At 42.5% G+C, this 17,714-nt stretch carries 14 protein-coding genes and 1 pseudogene; 8 read left to right on the forward strand and 7 right to left on the reverse strand.

Annotated features, from left to right (window positions below; all coding sequences use genetic code 11):
- Nucleotides 1–239 precede the first annotated feature (239 nt).
- The 4 genes from R4537_RS16605 to R4537_RS16620 form a co-directional block, all read right to left on the reverse strand.
- Complete coding sequence (locus R4537_RS16605; RefSeq protein WP_071179082.1) at nt 240–1,496, reverse strand: Y-family DNA polymerase; 1,257 nt, start codon at nt 1,494–1,496, stop codon at nt 240–242.
- The gene (locus tag R4537_RS16610; protein ID WP_000864700.1) at nt 1,496–1,903 is read right to left on the reverse strand and encodes a LexA family protein; all 408 of its coding nucleotides are present in this window, start codon (nt 1,901–1,903) and stop codon (nt 1,496–1,498) included. Before R4537_RS16610 ends, R4537_RS16605 begins: the two co-directional genes overlap by 1 nt.
- 121 nt (nt 1,904–2,024) lie before the next feature.
- Nucleotides 2,025–2,222: an antitoxin Xre/MbcA/ParS toxin-binding domain-containing protein gene (locus R4537_RS16615; RefSeq protein WP_001002117.1), complete on the reverse strand. Its 198-nt coding sequence runs from the start codon at nt 2,220–2,222 to the stop codon at nt 2,025–2,027.
- 883 nt (nt 2,223–3,105) lie between these two features.
- Nucleotides 3,106–4,473: a tyrosine-type recombinase/integrase gene (locus tag R4537_RS16620; protein WP_000958826.1), complete on the reverse strand. Its 1,368-nt coding sequence runs from the start codon at nt 4,471–4,473 to the stop codon at nt 3,106–3,108.
- A gap of 901 nt (nt 4,474–5,374) precedes the next feature.
- Between R4537_RS16620 and R4537_RS16625 the strand changes: the two are divergent.
- From R4537_RS16625 to R4537_RS16655, 7 genes and pseudogenes are all read left to right on the forward strand, one after another.
- Nucleotides 5,375–5,730 (forward strand): annotated as a pseudogene (locus R4537_RS16625) (tyrosine-type recombinase/integrase); the annotation flags it as partial.
- Nucleotides 5,731–5,959: 229 nt separating this feature from the next.
- On the forward strand, nt 5,960–7,150 hold the full coding sequence (locus tag R4537_RS16630) for a hypothetical protein (RefSeq protein WP_071179081.1): 1,191 nt from the start codon (nt 5,960–5,962) through the stop codon (nt 7,148–7,150).
- Complete coding sequence (locus tag R4537_RS16635; protein ID WP_071179080.1) at nt 7,150–7,719, forward strand: GNAT family protein; 570 nt, start codon at nt 7,150–7,152, stop codon at nt 7,717–7,719. Before R4537_RS16630 ends, R4537_RS16635 begins: the two co-directional genes overlap by 1 nt.
- Nucleotides 7,691–8,068, forward strand: coding sequence for an ASCH domain-containing protein (locus tag R4537_RS16640; RefSeq protein ID WP_071179079.1), 378 nt, complete (start codon nt 7,691–7,693; stop codon nt 8,066–8,068). The genes R4537_RS16635 and R4537_RS16640 overlap by 29 nt, the downstream gene beginning before the upstream one ends.
- Nucleotides 8,065–8,586: an ATP-binding protein gene (locus tag R4537_RS16645; RefSeq protein ID WP_071179078.1), complete on the forward strand. Its 522-nt coding sequence runs from the start codon at nt 8,065–8,067 to the stop codon at nt 8,584–8,586. Before R4537_RS16640 ends, R4537_RS16645 begins: the two co-directional genes overlap by 4 nt.
- 1,131 nt (nt 8,587–9,717) lie before the next feature.
- Entirely contained in the window at nt 9,718–11,478 is a 1,761-nt protein-coding gene (locus tag R4537_RS16650; protein WP_071179077.1) for a lysophospholipid acyltransferase family protein, read from the forward strand.
- Nucleotides 11,479–11,733: 255 nt separating this feature from the next.
- A complete protein-coding gene (locus R4537_RS16655; protein WP_002030944.1) occupies nt 11,734–12,813 on the forward strand; it encodes a TRAP transporter substrate-binding protein in 1,080 nt (359 codons plus the stop codon).
- A gap of 60 nt (nt 12,814–12,873) precedes the next feature.
- Here the strand turns inward: R4537_RS16655 and glmS are convergent, their stop codons facing one another.
- Entirely contained in the window at nt 12,874–14,706 is a 1,833-nt protein-coding gene (gene glmS, locus R4537_RS16660; RefSeq protein ID WP_071179076.1) for a glutamine--fructose-6-phosphate transaminase (isomerizing), read from the reverse strand.
- 62 nt (nt 14,707–14,768) lie between these two features.
- Entirely contained in the window at nt 14,769–15,539 is a 771-nt protein-coding gene (locus R4537_RS16665) for a DeoR/GlpR family DNA-binding transcription regulator (RefSeq protein ID WP_001906605.1), read from the reverse strand.
- Nucleotides 15,540–15,966: 427 nt separating this feature from the next.
- On the opposite strand from R4537_RS16665, the gene pykF reads away from it, so the two are divergent.
- Nucleotides 15,967–17,379: a pyruvate kinase PykF gene (gene pykF, locus R4537_RS16670; RefSeq protein ID WP_000751457.1), complete on the forward strand. Its 1,413-nt coding sequence runs from the start codon at nt 15,967–15,969 to the stop codon at nt 17,377–17,379.
- 71 nt (nt 17,380–17,450) lie between these two features.
- Here the strand turns inward: pykF and R4537_RS16675 are convergent, their stop codons facing one another.
- A complete protein-coding gene (locus R4537_RS16675) occupies nt 17,451–17,582 on the reverse strand; it encodes a hypothetical protein (protein WP_000931888.1) in 132 nt (43 codons plus the stop codon).
- Between the last annotated feature and the right edge of the window lie 132 nt (nt 17,583–17,714).

Below are 17,714 nucleotides of genomic sequence, written 5' to 3' on the forward strand. Positions count from 1 at the left end.
AAGGCGTACCTTGTCACGTAGTATGCAAATACCATCTATTTGTCATTAAGTTAAGAGTTTATAGTACTAGATGTAGGCGACTTTTCCCAATCCATATCTATAAGCAATTAGATTCACACTGAATCATTAGGGAAATTTGGTCAAATACTAATGACTAGAAATGGTATTGGTAGAAACTCTAAATTAAAATGGGGCAAAACCAAGCTAGCTCTGTATTGGGTAGAACATAATTCGCACTATCAGCATTTGATTTTTGGTAAATCTTGCCAACGGGTGGTGTATTGAGGCGACAACATTTCACGCCGCATTGCCCATTTTTGAGTTATGCCTTGAGCAGCAAGGAAGATAGCATCACTCCCAAATCGATTGTTTAACGTGTCATACACATTCATTAGCTTAGGATTATTCGGGGTCAGGTTGAACAGATCGGGCTGCTCATGCAGCCCGTCAACTAAGTCAATCAGCCCAACACCAATTTTATAAAATCTCACATCCTGTTGGAATAACTGCTCTGCCAGTCGAGAGGCGGCTTGAGTTATCAGAGTCACATCAGCAGTTGGATACGCAAAACGATGAACCGCTCGGCGTGCCACAAGAAGTGGGTCAAATGGTGAACTGTTAGCGAAACAAAGCATCACTCGACACAGTGACTTTTGTTTTCGAGCCTTAAAGGAAGCAATATTGGCATGCTTGCACAACGCTTGCTGCAACGACTCAAGGTCAGTAATTCTCTGACCTGCACTGCGGGTAGAGAATATTTGCTTTTTATCCGCTCTAGCCGCATCCCAGCCCTTACATTTTTGTCCATTGAGTTCACGCACTGTACGCTCCACTTCTACGTTAAACTCTTTTCTAATCAATGCAGGAGGATAATTGGCAAGCTTGAGCGCTGTATTAATTCCCATCATCTCTAATCGATGGGTTAGTTTCCTGCCTATGCCCCACACCTCTGAGACATGCAGTTGCCCTAAAACCGCCTTACGCTCTCGTTCGCTATCTAAGACACATACCCCATTGTACCCTTCGATTTTTTTCGCAGCATGATTGGCCGCTTTGGCGAGTGTCAATGTTTGCCCAAACCCTACACATACTGCTAAGCGGCATTCACGCCAAACAGCGCGTCGTAATTTCATGCCATGCTCTTTGAGAGAAGGAATGGCTGGAAAGCTATGTTCAAATGAAAGGAAAGACTCATCGATACTGTATATGTGTTGCTCAGGTGCGAAGCGACCAATAACCTGCATCATTTTGGCAGATAAATCCGCATACAACTCATAGTTCGATGACAGAGCAATCACCCCCTTCTGTTCACAAAGTGCCTTAACTTGAAAGTAAGGCTTGAACTTTTCTATCCCAGCTTCTTTAGCTTGTCGATTTGCTGCGACAATGCAACCGTCGTTGTTGGACAAAACGATCATCGGCTTTCCACGCCAATCGGGGCGGAAAACTTGCTCAGCGCTACAGTAGAAAGAATTAGCATCAACCAAAGCAAACATTATCTTGCTCTCAACAATGGACTCACTCGGTGGCAGCGAATTGAGCGAGTTACAATCCCTTCAAGGGAAAATTGATCAAATTCGTGGATAGGAACGGGCTGGTATCGCTCATTAGCAGAGAGGAGTAATCGACGATTGAGGTCGATTTGTTTACAAATAAATTCCCCATTTAGGTTTGCCACTATGATGTCGAAATCTTGTACATCTAATGAGCGATCTACAATGAGTAAATCTTTATCAAAGATACCCACATCTTGCATAGAATCTCCACATGCATACCCCAGAAAGGTGGCGCAAGGATGATCAATAAGAAGCTGGTCTAGATCTAAAGCGAGCTGCGTATACTCTTCAGCAGGACTCTCGAAGCCTGTGATACCAGCATGAGCAAAGATAGGGATGACTTTCATACAAAAAACACACTGTATATAAATACAGTTTATTGTATTTCAGATTAGGCATTTTGCAACAGCACTACGCTAACTAAAAATCAGCATCACTTTGAGAGATTTATGAATATTAGAATACGTACTAAGAGAAATCTCCCGTTTCAATCCTAGTTATCATTTCGAGGACTTTTGCTTTTCCATCTGCTTCATTTAGTGCCTCAAAAGGGCTTAAACCACCTAATGTTTTTTTACTATTGCTTAGCCACACATCGCATAACGCTTCATCATTAAAAATGGCCATCAGGCGCGACTTAATTTCAGCATCTAAGTGTTCATTCATTCTGTTATCTCTAATAAGTTAGCAGTACAATGATAATGATTAGATCGATTTGATAGAACGACGATACATTATAGATCAATCGCGTTCATATCTTCGATGTGCCTCTATATTTCTACGGTAGGTTTAGTGGCCTGCTTCATTATGGGCAAAAACCAATATCTAAACACAGCTTGGGGCAGAAATTTGTTAGCTAGGGTCTCACTGAGAAATCCCTGGACAAATGTTGTGACAAATCTTTATAAGCGCCGAGAAGCTTAGAATACTTCTGCTAAGGGAAAGCACTGAAATTGTCTCCCAAATGATGTTCAGTTTCACTCATCCACTACAGCTTGCCCCCTAGGATGCATTATTGAATCTGACTCAACGGTGTTTATGATCGGTCAAAGGTCACATGAGAGTAATACCTTACAATTCCCATTCTTATCAGTTACTTAAATATAATTCACAGCGCTTTGATATCGTTGTTCTTCTATTTTATCTAACCTCTCACATATCTAGTTCTGATCACTCCTGCACCAGCATTTTTATAGTGAAGAGCACTCCTAGACCTGATTAAGATATCTGCTGCACGCAAAATTAAAAGTACTGCTCAACAGATCCCCTGCTAACCAATAAAGATTAAAACTAACAATAAAAATATACAAATCAGATACTTAAATACAAAATGGGAATTTTAATAGTAATACGCCAAAATATAAACGTACTCATCAAAAAACACACGAAATCAAAAAAAACACTAAATATCATATAATTATGTGCAACTAAAAGTTAGACACTAAAAGTTAGACGTCATAGTAGTGCAGAACGAACCTACATCATCAAGCGGCTTTAATTGAAGCAACTAATAGACAGAAAGCCCCAGAGGGGCTTTCAAAAACAATCTTTATTTAAGATTAGCTCTTAGCGACTGGGGACTTTTAATGTCTGGAAAAGGTAACGTTTCAGCGGAAGGTACAACTGACAACGCTGGTGGAACATACCCAATCAACTCTTTCAATTTACTGCTCCAGGTTTCAAGCCCACCAAGCTTATCGTCAAAATAGTCATAGCGATCATAGTGACGTGTACTTACATCTTGTAAGGCGTGATTTTGAATACGATCTCGAACTTCTTTGCTGATTCGGCATGCCCCCATCAAAGTTTTACACGTTCGACGCAAATCTTTAGGCACAAACTTATCGAACCCCACAGCATCGCGATAACGAGTCACTGCACGACAAATTGAGCTAGTTTTCATGGGTTCTTCTGCATCTTTGGGATTTGGAAAAACATATCGTCCACCACCAGAAAGCTCATATTGTTTCTGAAGTATTTCAAAAGCCAATCCGTTCAACGGTACGATATGATCTTTTTTGTTTTTGGAACGTTCTTTAGTGATGCAGACAAACCTTTCTTCCCAATCAACATTCCACCATTCAAGTGTAATCACCTCATATGGTCGTTGCCCCCCTAGATAGATGCACAGTTGAAGTAAGTGCCTCAAATCTTGTCCGATGGGTACAAGATCATAGTTTTCACGAAGATCTTTTAGTAGACGCCGTAACTCTCGCCATTCTAAGAACCTTTCACCAATGCGCTCTCCATCTTTTTGCTTTGGAATTGATGCTACTGGATTGTATTTTATGCCAAATTTCGACTCTAAAGAGAAATAGCGAGGATCGTTATCAAAGCGCATCCCATGGTTAAACGCCGCCATCACATAGCTACGTACTCGGTTGCTTTGGGTGATAGCTCCACGCTGGATCATCATACTAATAACGTATTTAATATCATCTGTCGTTACATCACACGCTTTGGTGTTTTTGTCTATATATGGATAGAACTCTCGTACCAGCGCATTTCGCACGTCTTCATACGTTCTCTTTCCATCTATTTTCATACGCTCCGTATAGCTATGAAATAGCTCATCAATGGTTCCTAAGCTTTTACTCTCAGCATCAATTTTTTTCTGCTCGCTCTCTTGTTGTTCAAGGTGCAATTTAGGATCTTTTCCGCCGAGCAACAGTTGTGAGAAAACTTCGGCTTTCTCGCGAGCTTCTGTAAGAGTCATGCTGCCAGCACGTGCACTGAATAAACCGATTGAGATAAATTTTTCTTTCTGGTGCTGGTAGTAGCGAAACACGAACTGCTTTTTCCCACTAGTGAAAATTTTTACTCCTAAACGCCCTGTACCGCGTTGACCTGATTGATCCCAGAGATAATAGGAATTTTTACTACTGGTCGCGGATTGAATTTTAGTAACAGTTAACATTCTGATTTTCTCTTGTCTTTTTTGGCGAAGTTAACTTTCTAGGCCAATAGGCATAACCTAAAAGAAGCCAAAAATGATGTTGACAGATTTTCTGCCTAAGCAAAGCTAGGTCAGGTAATGGGTCAGACAAGAGAAAAGTGACATGAAAATCAATGCAAACTAACGCAATAAAGATAAACACATAACTAATTGAATTTAATGATAATTACCAAGTATTGCATACTCATAAAAATGAACCTGGTAGGACTCATAATCGCTTGGTCCCCAGTTCGAACCTGGGAGGGGCCACCAGATTTCGATAAGGCTTATGGAAAAATCCGTAAGCCTTTTTCGTTCTAGTCCTTTCCATATCCGGTCCGCAATTACTTCCGGTAAGCTCTGGTCCATTAGGTCAGCCGAAATACGCCACGTAGTCACCACAGAGTCACACTTCCCCTACCAGAGTGATAGCCACCATCAGAACCTTCTCTCGTCTGTACAACGTGAATCAGAGCAGAGACATACCACTCAACACCAGAACCGAACCCCAGAAAAACTTCGCGCAGGAACCAACAAAAATATAACCAATATTCTGTCCCATTAGGTCTAGTCACTAATATAAATATAATTTAGATACCTGAATGGGGTTCTAACTGAGATTACGCAGGAGACTCAGCACCGAAGATTAGGACAAGATGAATGTTGAATCATGATGACCGATTACCCTTAGTGGTAATCGCTCTGTCTTTCTCGTAAATGATTTAAGTCAGTAGTAAGCAGCTGTCAACCACAGCCCCAGAAACAGCAGCTAATCACCGGACTGATATTCATACTGCAACCTGAAAAACCAACGGCACACTGGATTACAGCGCGAATCTGGTATGAGCTAGGGTGTCAAGTTGGGTTAGTGGAATCAGATGGAACTACCATTGATGACGACGGCCATTGGAGCCTATTTCTACCACACACTAAGTCGGGGCTGTCGAGAGCTGTCCTGCTAAACCATCTAGCTAAGGAAGTCATTCATGATCAACGACGATTTCAACAACCGAAGACCCCCTATATCTTTGCTGGAAATGCACCCGGTAGGCCTATCGCTCATCCGAAGAAAGCATTTGCTCGAATCAAGAAAGCTGCCGCGATTACAGACAACTTCCGAATTCATGATTTGAGGCATAGCTTCGCATCGATACTGATAAAGCCACTCTCTATGATGTTCAGCATTTATTGGGGCATCAGTGTCCACAGACCAGCGCTAGGTATGCTCAGTTGGCTTAGGGTAGGCTGATGGAGGTAAGTGCTAATGTGGCTGAGTTGGTAGGTTGTATCTAATGACGATTAAAGCAGTAGTTTTCTAATGATATACTGCTTTTCATCACGTATTATCTACTTATGATTAAATTTGTTGCACAACTGGACTGGCATGATAAGGGTAGTTAGTATGTAACTTATTGTTCAGAATCAATGTTAATCAGAACTTACGTTCTACGTTTACTAGGAACTTAATATGCACTCCAGTCTGGCATTTTTAACCAAGCGTAATACCAATACAGAGGACCACAAGACGGAAGAACCTGACGCTGACAACAGATTGGCTAGTAACTCTGCAGAAGGTATAAACAGTAAGTCCAATACCATGGATCTACACTTTAATCTCTGGGATGTGTCAACTTCGCAGAGGAGTAAAAGTTGTTTTCTTGATGTAGGTATTCGTGTAAACAAAATTGATGAAATAGAAGATCTTTTAGTATATTTTCCATTTTCTATTTCTAGAGAAGATTTTATTGATTTGCATTCTTGTTTCAGTACGAACTCAGAACTTGTTAGAACAATATTTAACGAGAACCTTTCTTTTGAAAGTGTTACACAAAATTTGTCTTTCGTTAGATTTGATAATAAATCCAAAGATAATAAGTTTTTCATCCATGAGACGCCATTTTCCAATGAGTCATTAATTTCAATAAATCATGGTAACTTTTTTTACAACGGTGATAAATTAGATTCAACACTTTTAAGTTTTAAATGTGAGTTCATTAAAAACTTAAAAAAATATCACGAAAATCAAAAACATCTCGGTCGAGATAGTACAGATGCATATTTTAGGTTTAGAGTTCCATTAGAAAAAAGAAACGTATTTATAGAACAATACAAACAAGGCAGTGGTTTGATAACCGGTTCTTTGAGTAAAAGTGAAATTGTTGATTTTAGAGTAAATGAAGTACGAAGTTTACCTGCACAATTGTATCAGGAAAAAGATATTAGAGATCTTAATTTTGCATCGTGCAGAGTAGACTATTTCCTAGTTAAAGATGCAAAGTGTGAATATCAAACATCACATGGGTCTTTTAAAAAATCTAGAACTTTAGAGAAAAGCTTTTGGAAAGATTATTTGCTGTACGAAAGTAAAAACTCAAATTTAAAGAAAGTTCTTGAAGAAAAAGAACCAATGGTAATATACCATTGGAATAAAATCAAAGATATTGGTGATGAATTTATAGGGTTTTCTGCATTCTCTAAGTTTGTAGAACCTAGAGTGCATCTTATGAAAATTGTTACTTATATAGCTATGATTATTTTATTTGCCATATTTGCTAATATAGCCACAAGCCATCTGGAATCATATTTTCCGGCCCTATTTGGCGATCAAAACATCAACTGTGATAAACAGGAATGTCTCACAAATGGCAGGGAGCAATAATGAATAATTTTGGTAGATCAATAAATTGTTTGCCTAGCTCTGGTTTCACTGTTTCTATTATCGATAGAGACTATGTGATAAAATATTGGAAGAAAATTAATCTACCTCCAATTGATTACCAACTTTCCCTTTTCTGCAGAAAATTATTTGAAGATGTGTGGGAATTTTACCCCAATTTTTTTGACTGGATTGATAGAAAGTTTATTCCAGGTTTGATAAATGGAGAGAGAGAAATTGTAATAATTTCAGAAAGAGGTAATTTGCTAGGTTATTCCGCCTTAAAAAAGACACATAAAGAAAATAAAATTTGCACTTTATATGTAAAAGGTTTTGCAAGAGATTCTGGCATCGGAACCATTCTTCTAAATGTGTCCAAAATACGACTTAACGAAGATAGACCGTTAATTACAGTTAGTGAAGATAGAATTGAGCTTTTTGAAAGCATGTTTAACAAAAACAACTTTAAATTAGTTAATAGTATAAACAATCTCTATCTGGATGGGAAAAAAGAGTACGTATTCAATAAGGAGATGACAACAGATGAAAGCTCTATTGTCGATAAAGCCTAAGTATGTAGATGAAATTATATCAGGTAAAAAAAAATATGAATTCAGAAAAAAAATCTTCAAGAGAGACATAGATTCAATCATTGTATACTGCACATCTCCAATAAAAATGGTTGTTGGGGAAATTTTTTTCAACGAAACGATATCAGATACTCCACGTGAAATTTGGAAACAATGCTCAGATTCATCTGGAATTAGTAAGGATGAATTTTTTTCTTATTATGAAGGCTGTCCAATTGCGTACGCTATAAAAATTAATAGATTCAAGCTTTACGATAAACCTTTGTTACTTTCTGATATAAAAAAAGATTTAAAGGCGCCACAATCATTTATCTATATAGGTGAAAAATGAAAAACATATTCATATCGGGAATTCATGGCGTTGGAAAAACCACCTTAGCAAAAGAGCTTAGTAAAAAACTAGAGTTACAACATTACGCTTGTAGTTCATTAATTAATAACTATATAGATAAAACTGATGAAAATAAGCGTGTAACTAACATCCAAGAAAATCAACGTGTGCTTATTAATGCCTATAAGAATTTGGCGAGTGAGCATACGATTATATTAGATGGACATGTTACATTGTTGGACGATGAAGGCAACCCAACCCCAATTAAATCTAGTGTATTCCGTGAGTTGGATGTCGGTGTTTTTGTTTTAGTAGTCGATGATGTTGATGAAATTCTTGAACGTCTTCAACTTAGAGATAACTTGAAATGGAATGTTCGTTATATAAAAGAAATGAAAAGCTGCGAGAAGAAAACTATAGAAATGATTTCGCGAGAATTAAATATAGAACTAATAGAGTATAAGTTTGATAATGATATTGATAAATTGGCTCTATACTTGAAAGAATTTTTTTGTTGATTTTTATCTCAACACCTACCAATCTAAAATCCTAGATCGCTGGGTCGGTCACACCAGACTGCCCCTGTAATCTCGCTCTAAGGCTTATCCTGCCTAACTTCCTGCATGATGTGGTTTCTGTAATTATCGCGACGGCGTCGTCGACGGTAGTTCCATCTGATTCCACTAATCCAACTCGACACCCTAACTCATACCAGATTCACGCTGTAGTCCAGTGTGTCGTTGGTTTTTCCGGTTGCAGTATGAATACCAGTCCAGTGATTAGCAGCTGGTTCTGGTATTATGGTTGAGTGTCGATGATTACTGGTCGAAATTACATTAGAGATAGACAGACCGATTACCACTGAGGGTAATCGGTCATCACGATTCAACATTCATCTTGTCCGAATCTCCGGTACTGAGTCTCCTGCGTAATCTCAGCTAGAACCCCATTCAGGCATCTAAATTATATTTATAACTAGACCTAATGGGACAGAATATTGGTTATATTCTTGTTGGTGCCAGCTCGAAGTTTTTCTGGGGTACCGGTCTGGTGTTGAGTGGTATGTATCTGCTCTGATTCACGTTGTACAGACGAGAGAAGGTTCTGATGGTAGCTATCACTCTGGTAGGGGAAGTGTGACTCTGTGGTGACTACGTGGCGTATTTCAGCTGACCTAATGGACCAGACCAGAAAAGATAAAGGCCCGTAGATTTCTCTACAAGCCTTCTAGAATTCGGTTCAGACAATGGGTCAAGTAAGCTTATCCTTAACGTTTCTGAACGGTTTAAGACGGCACTCTAACCCACCATTTTATGCTCTAGAAATGGCAACGGGAGCATAAGCTCCCGTCTATTCCAGATCAGCAAATCAAAGGTGTAATGTTGTTTTGATTAGTTGCGTTTTACCCGCCTAAACAAACTAGCATTAAAATTCATCTCGCATCACACTTTTTGTACAAATTGTGAGCAAATGGACTTATTTCTGAAATTGTCACATAAATTTCAGCCTATTTTCACTGCCTATCATCACCAGATACCTTGCGGTGACTGTTCAAGGATATTCCGCGCAACAAAAAGCTCATCAGACTGTCGTGATTTTGCAATATGTAGCCTCTAGCCTCTTGGTAAACCATCACATAAGAGGTTGCTATGCTTTCTACTTCTCCATTTGTTCTGCCACGAAAAACCCCATTTGGTTTAGGTGAACACTTAGCGGAATGGGCAACAGGACTGAAACGTCTCAATCAATTCTATGCTCAACGCCCAGCAAGCGGTGATACTCAAGCGTTTTTGCGCTTTACCTTGGATGTTCTTGGTATCGATTATCAAGTAGTACGCGGCAAGCTCACACATGTTCCAGCTCAAGGGGCAACTATCGTGGTCGCCAACCACCCTTTAGGCTGCGTTGAAGGGGTTATTTTGGCTGAGCTACTGCTTTGCGTTCGCTCAGATGTAAAAATTCTCGCTAATCAGTATCTAAAGCTGGTGCCCGAGCTTGCCTCACTGTTTATCGGCGTCGATGTATTTGAAGGCGCTGATGCCGCAAAAGCGAATCTGCATGCACTTCGCCAAGCGCATAAACATCTTGAGCAAGGTGGGTTGCTACTGATGTTTCCTGCTGGGGAAGTCTCCCAATTGGTTGACAGCAAGCAAGGTCGTTTGGAGGACAAAGAGTGGAGCCAATCGGTCAGTCGCCTCGTTAAAAAACACCAAGCGCATACAGTCCCAGTTTATATTGATGGCCATAACTCAACCCCTTTTTACCTTGCAGGAAAAATTCACCCTATGCTGCGCACCTTGATGTTGGGCCGCGAACTGCTCAATAAACAGCATACTCAAATTGGTATCGCGATTGGTGAAGGGATTTCACACAGCGAAGTACAGCATCTTTGTGATCAACAGTTGGTCAACTATCTGCGCCTCAATACCTATCTTTTACAATCTTCTCCCGTGCGTAACAAAACCGCCAGTGATCGATCCTTGCCTCCCGTTGCAGAGCGCCTTCCATTAGCCGATCTGCTCGAAGATATCGCGCAGTTGCCTTACGCCGACCATATGCTGCGCCATAACCAATTTGATGTGTATTGCACCACAGCGGATAACATTCCTTCGTTGATGCATGAAATTGGCCGCATTCGCGAGTTGAATTTTCGTGAGGTGGGCGAAGGAACGGGCTGTGCGCTGGATATTGATCGATTTGATCGCGATTACCTGCACCTATTCATTTGGGATAGAGAGAAAAATCAGCTGGTGGGCGCATACCGTTTAGGGCTCGTTGATAAGCTTATTGAGCACAAGGGGATCAGCGGCCTCTACTCCAGTACCCTATTTCATTATGATCAACGCTTCCTCAATAACATGGGCAATGCGATTGAAATGGGGCGTTCGGTGATTGACAGCCAATATCAAAAAAGCATGGCGGCCCTGCTTTTACTTTGGAAAGGCATTGGTACTTATGTCGAACGCCATCCACAATATACTCACCTTTTTGGTCCTGTGAGTATCAGCAACGATTACAGTGAACAAGCCAGGCGCTTACTCGCCGATACCATGACTCTGCACTATTACGATAGTGAACAAGCCGAGTTAGTGATGGCCACCAACCCTCTACCTACTGGGAAAGAACAATGGAATGCCAGCCTTCTGACGTCACTTGCCGACTTGCAGCTCCTGTCACGAGTGATTGCTCGGATCGATGAAGGAAAGGGAATTCCAGTGCTACTGCGCCAATATCTAGGATTAAATGGGAAGCTGGTGAGCTTTAATGTGGATCCTGCATTCAATAATGCGTTAGATGGCTTGATCGTGGTTGACATTCGCAATATACCCACGAAAACGTTAGCGCGTTACATGGGGCAATCTGAAGCTCTGCGCTATCTTGCCACCCACCAATATTTTAGCGATATCTAACCCGTCACGCCAAGGTGCTTCACCTTGGCGTGACCCATCAAACACTTCTTGAATCAAAATAAAATGCTATTGAGTTAAAATTTCCTCTCAATATCGCTAGTTTGATGCTGACTAATCATCAAGATCGCACTTCATTTACATGAAAATTTAGCATTTCAGACTAACCTACCCGACCATTTTACCTGCCTTGATGATTGACTCTTTTTTTAGCAACTTAGACTCTACAGCCTCAATAACGATAACAATGAGGAAGTTATGTCAACCACAACCTATTTAAGTAAAAGCCGCATCGCTCTTGCTCTTATCCTAAGCACAGTTTTAGGAGTCGCACAGGCCAACGAACCTCCCGTTTATAAACTGACGCTGGCCGAAACATGGGGGGCAAATACTCCGATCCTCGGCGATGCACCGAAAAATATGGCTAAATTGGCCGCTGAAATGTCCAATGGCCGTATTCAAATCCGTATCGACTCGGCCAACAAACACAAAGCACCGCTGGGCGTGTTTGATATGGTGAAATCCGGTCAATACGATCTCGGTCACTCCAGCTCTTATTATTGGAAAGGCAAGGTTCCGAATACCCTCTTTTTCTCTTCGATGCCGTTTGGCATGATCGCAACTGAGCAATACGCCTGGTTCTATTATGGCGGTGGGATGCCGTTGATGGAGAAGGTGTACGCGCCGCATAACCTCTTGTCGTTTCCGGGCGGTAACTCAGATATTCAAATGGGCGGATGGTTTAAAAAAGAGATCAACAGCGTTGACGATCTGCAAGGGCTGAAAATGCGTATTCCGGGATTTGCGGGTGAAGTGTTGGCAAAACTTGGCGCGAAACCCACGAACATTGCACCGGGAGAGCTTTATACCTCGCTAGAACGCGGCACTATCGACGCACTTGAATGGGTCGGCCCTGCCTTTGATCTGCGCATGGGTTTTCATAAAATCGCCCCTTACTATTACACCGCATGGCATGAACCTGGCTCCGAAACGCAATTTCTAGTCAATAAGAAGAAGTGGGATACACTACCAAAAGACATCCAAGTGATCTTAGAAACCGCTTTCCGCGTCGCCGCTTTCGATATGTACAACCAAGCGATCGATGCGAATGCGACGAGCTGGGCAGCGATGAAAAGTGAGTACCCAGACATCAAAGTTCGTGATTTTCCACCCGCAGTTCTTGCCGCGCTACGCCAAGCCAACAATGAACTTCTGCAAGAGCAGGCAGCAAGCGATCCGCTCGCTAAAGAGATCATCGACTCTCAGCAGGCGTACTTAACCAAAGTGCGTGATTGGACTCGGATCTCGACACAAGCGTACTTAAATACCAATCCTTAATGGCAATGCGCTGGATAAACAAAGGGCTACCCTCTGGTAGCCCTTTGATTTATTGAACATTTACTCGACAGTTACCGCTTTAGCAAGGTTACGAGGCTGGTCAACATCGGTACCCTTGATTAAAGCCACATGGTAAGAGAGCAGTTGCATTGGGATGGTGTAATAAATCGGAGCCACAATCTCGCTGACATGCGGCATCGCAATGATTTTCATCGTCTCATCTGCTTCAAAGCCCGCCACTTCATCGGCAAATACGTACAGTAAACCACCGCGCGCACGCACTTCTTCAATATTGGATTTAAGCTTTTCTAAGAGTTCATTACTTGGTGCAACCACAACCACTGGCATATCCGCATCGATCAACGCCAATGGACCATGCTTTAACTCGCCCGCTGCATAGGCTTCTGCGTGGATGTAAGAGATCTCTTTCAGTTTAAGAGAGGCCTCTACCGCAATCGGGTAGTACTCACCGCGCCCCAAAAAGAGGGTGTGATGCTTATCGGCAAAATCTTGCGCGAGCGTTTCAATCTGTTTTTCAAACGACAATGCGGTTTCAATCTGCTTCGGCAGTTGATGCAATGCATGTACGATCTCAGCTTCTAACTCGCGACCAATGCGCTGTTGCTGCTTACCAAGTGCAGTCACCAGCATCAGTAACGTAACAAGCTGAGTGGTAAAGGCTTTGGTTGAAGCCACACCAATCTCAGTGCCTGCGCGAGTCATAAAGGCGAAATCCGATTCACGCACGAGAGAAGAACCCGCAACGTTACAAATCGTCATCGCCGCCATATAGCCTTTCTCTTTCGCTAAACGTAGCGCGGCTAAGGTATCTGCCGTTTCACCAGACTGAGATAGAGTGATCAGTAGGCTATTGGGGCGCGTGACAAATTTGCGATAGCGGAATTCAGACGCGATTTCGACATCACAGCTCACACCCGCTAACGATTCAAACCAGTAACGTGCCGTCATCCCTGCATTATAAGAGGTACCGCAGGCAACGATCTGTACATGTTCCACTTTTGCCAAAATCTCTGCCGCGTGCACACCAATGCTTTCCACCACCACGCTGTCATGGGTAATACGCCCTTCCATGGTGTTGATCAGCGCCTTTGGCTGCTCGAAAATCTCTTTTTGCATGTAGTGGCGGTAGTGACCTTTGTCCGCAGCATCATGTTCTAGATTGGATTCGCTGATTTCACGTTGTACAGGTTGCCCCAGAGCATCAAATACGCGCACATCACGACGAGTCATTTCCGCCACATCACCCTCTTCCAGATACATAAAGCGGCGTGTCACGTTAAGTAGCGCGAGTTGGTCTGACGCGAGGAAGTTTTCACCGATGCCAAAACCAATCACAATTGGGCTACCTGAGCGAGCGACCACTAAGCGCGAAGGGTCGTTACGATCCATCACCACAGTGCCGTAAGCTCCTGTAAGCTGTTTAACGGTGGTTTGCACCGCTTCTAGTAAAGAGGAAGCACTGCGCAATTCCCACTCCACTAAATGAGCAATGACTTCAGTATCCGTTTGTGAAGTAAACACATAACCACGCTCTTGCAGCATAGTACGCAGTATTTCGTGATTTTCGATAATGCCGTTGTGTACCACCGTAATGTCACCAGAAAGATGGGGGTGAGCATTGATCTCAGAAGGCTCACCATGCGTTGCCCAACGGGTATGCGCGATACCTGTACCGCCCGCTACTTGTGCCGCTTCAACCGCATCCGCCAACTCTTGTACTTTACCCAAACGGCGTAAACGCGTGAGCTGCTTATCGCTATCCACGACAGCTACACCCGCAGAGTCATAGCCGCGGTATTCAAGACGGCGTAGGCCCTGTACTAAAATTTCAGCAACATCGCGTTGTGCAACCGCACCAACAATTCCACACATAGTTAAACTCCATATTTTTTATACTGTCGCGCCCTGACTTGATAAGTCGCGCTAAGGGATTTTTATTTCACGGTTGCACGGATCACGCGCACTTGGTGAGATTCAATTTGTTTGGCAAACTCGTCACTCAATTCATGATCTGTGACTAAGACATCAATGTTGTCCCAGCTCAGCTCTAAGTTCGGAATTTTGCGGCCCACTTTGTCTGACTCAATCATCACGATCACTTCACGCGAGACTTCAGCCATCACTTTGCTAAGCCCAACCAGCTCATTGAACGTGGTCGTCCCCCGGTCAAGATCGATGCCATCAGCACCGATAAACAGCTGGTCAAAATCGTAAGAGCGCAGTACCGATTCTGCGACTTTGCCTTGGAAGGATTCAGAATGGGTATCCCAAGTACCGCCAGTCATCAGCAGTGTGGGTTCATTTTCTAATTCATTGAGTGCATTCGCGACATGCAATGAGTTGGTCATCACGACCAGCCCTCGCTTGTCATTCAGTTGCTGAATTAACGCCGCCGTGGTGCTGCCACTATCAATCACAATCCGATTATGATCACGGATTAGTTTCGCTGCAGCTTTAGCCAGAGAAATCTTTCGAACTGAAACTTTTTCATTCAATTCATCGTGCATCACTTCTTTCGGTAATGCGATAGCACCGCCATAGCGACGCAGCAATTGGCCATTTTTTTCAAGAGAAGCTAAGTCTTTGCGAATAGTCACTTCTGATGTTTCAAACTGAGAAGAGAGAGCCTCAACACTCACCTCACCTTGTTCATTAACCAGCTTAACTATTGTGTGTCTTCTCAGTTGTGTGTTTCGTTTTGACATTATAAAACACAATTAAAGTTACGAATCGAAACGAAGTATAGTTAAAACGAAACAAATAAGTCCATTTATTTCGATCCAAAAAATTAATATTTCACGCTAAAACCTTGTCCTAAGACAATTCTTAGACAGTGATATTACTGTCATTCAATGGTAGAATTCGGCCTCGAAAAGAAAAAAAATTACAGAATTGAGTAAAAATAACGCCCATAGCCCGCGCTATACTGCCGCTAACTGGCGATTTTTCTGAAATTTTTGATCAAACAGTCAGTCATAAAATGACTAAATCTGTTGAAAGACTTTCAGTTTTGGAGTGCTGTGAACTCGTGAGCTAGACTTGGCAATTGACGAAATAAAGTTGCTACCGCCGAGAACACTTCAAAACCACCACCAACTTCAAAATCATTTTGTTTATCGGAGAAACTCTTCCATGAAAAAGACCAAAATCGTATGTACGATTGGCCCAAAAACTGAGTCTGTAGAGAAACTGACTGAGCTTGTAAACGCTGGCATGAATGTTATGCGTCTCAACTTCTCTCACGGTGACTACGTTGAGCACGGCACTCGTATCACTAACTTCCGCAAAGTGATGGAAGTGACCGGTAAACAACTGGCGATCCTACTGGATACTAAAGGTCCAGAGATCCGTACTATCAAGCTGGAAAACGGTGATGATGTGGATCTGGTCGCTGGCCAAGAGTTCACTTTCACAACTGACACGAAAGTTGTTGGTAACAAAGAGCGCGTAGCAGTCACTTACTCTGGTTTTGCAAAAGACCTGAACGTAGGCAACCGTATTCTGGTTGACGACGGTCTTATCGAGATGGAAGTACTGGCGACCACTGACACTGAAGTGAAGTGTAAAGTTCTGAACAACGGCGCGCTGGGTGAAAACAAAGGTGTTAACCTGCCAGGCGTTTCTGTCAATCTGCCAGCGCTGTCTGAAAAAGACAAAAACGACCTGAAATTTGGTTGTGAGCAAGGCGTAGATTTCGTTGCTGCCTCTTTCATCCGTAAAGGTTCTGACGTGAAAGAAATCCGTGAAGTATTAGCTTCACACGGCGGTCAAAACATTCAAATCATCTCTAAAATCGAAAACCAAGAAGGCTTGGACAACTTCGATGAGATCCTTGAGCTGTCTGACGGCATCATGGTTGCACGTGGCGACCTAGGTGTAGAAATCCCAGCAGAAGAAGTTATCTTCGCTCAAAAGATGATGATCGAGAAATGTAACCGTGCACGTAAAGTGGTTATCACGGCAACGCAAATGCTGGATTCAATGATCAAGAACCCACGTCCAACTCGCGCAGAAGCGGGCGACGTTGCGAACGCGATCATGGATGGTACTGATGCTGTAATGCTTTCTGGCGAAACAGCAAAAGGTAAGTACCCAGTTGAAGCGGTGAAGATCATGGCGCAAATCGCTGAGCGTACTGATCCTGTACTGAAAGCAGAACTGGGTTCACGCCTAGACAGCCCACGTCTACGTATCACTGAAGCCGTATGTAAAGGTGCAGTAGACACCGCTGAGAAACTGGCAGCGCCACTGATCATCGTAGCAACTGAAGCGGGTAAATCTGCTCGTTCAGTTCGTAAGTACTTCCCAACGGCTAACATTATTGCAGTCACCACCAACAAGAAAACAGCAGCTCAGTTAGTGCTTTCTAAAGGTGTAACGCCAGTTGTGGTTGACGCGATTGACAACACTGACGCTTTCTACCACCTAGGTAAAGAGATTGCGCTGCAATCTGGCCTTGGCAAGAAAGGCGACATCGTAGTGATGGTTTCAGGCGCACTGGTTGCTTCTGGCACAACGAACACTGCATCAGTACACGTACTGTAATCGGACAAATGCGACGGCCTCGCCTCGCTGAAAACGATATAAAAACGGAGCCCAATGGGCTCCGTTTTTTATTACCAACCGAAAAACTCTTTGTGATGAGTATTGAGCAAAAGCACCATAGGTAGAAAATAAAGTGCGCTGAGCTTAATGCCTAATACCAACAAACAGCCAATCGTTAGTCTGACCAGAAGATGATTCAACATACACTGCCTCTCAGTTGCTCAGTGTGTTTGATTCCCTATGCCTAAGCACCACAGAAAGTAACTGTCACTTTCTTTCAATCAATGAGCATTATTGATGAAAAGGTCAGCAGTTTACTTATTACTCAGTCTAGC

Origin of the sequence: Vibrio paracholerae (genome assembly GCF_037672085.1) — a bacterium.
GTDB lineage: Bacteria > Pseudomonadota > Gammaproteobacteria > Enterobacterales > Vibrionaceae > Vibrio > Vibrio cholerae.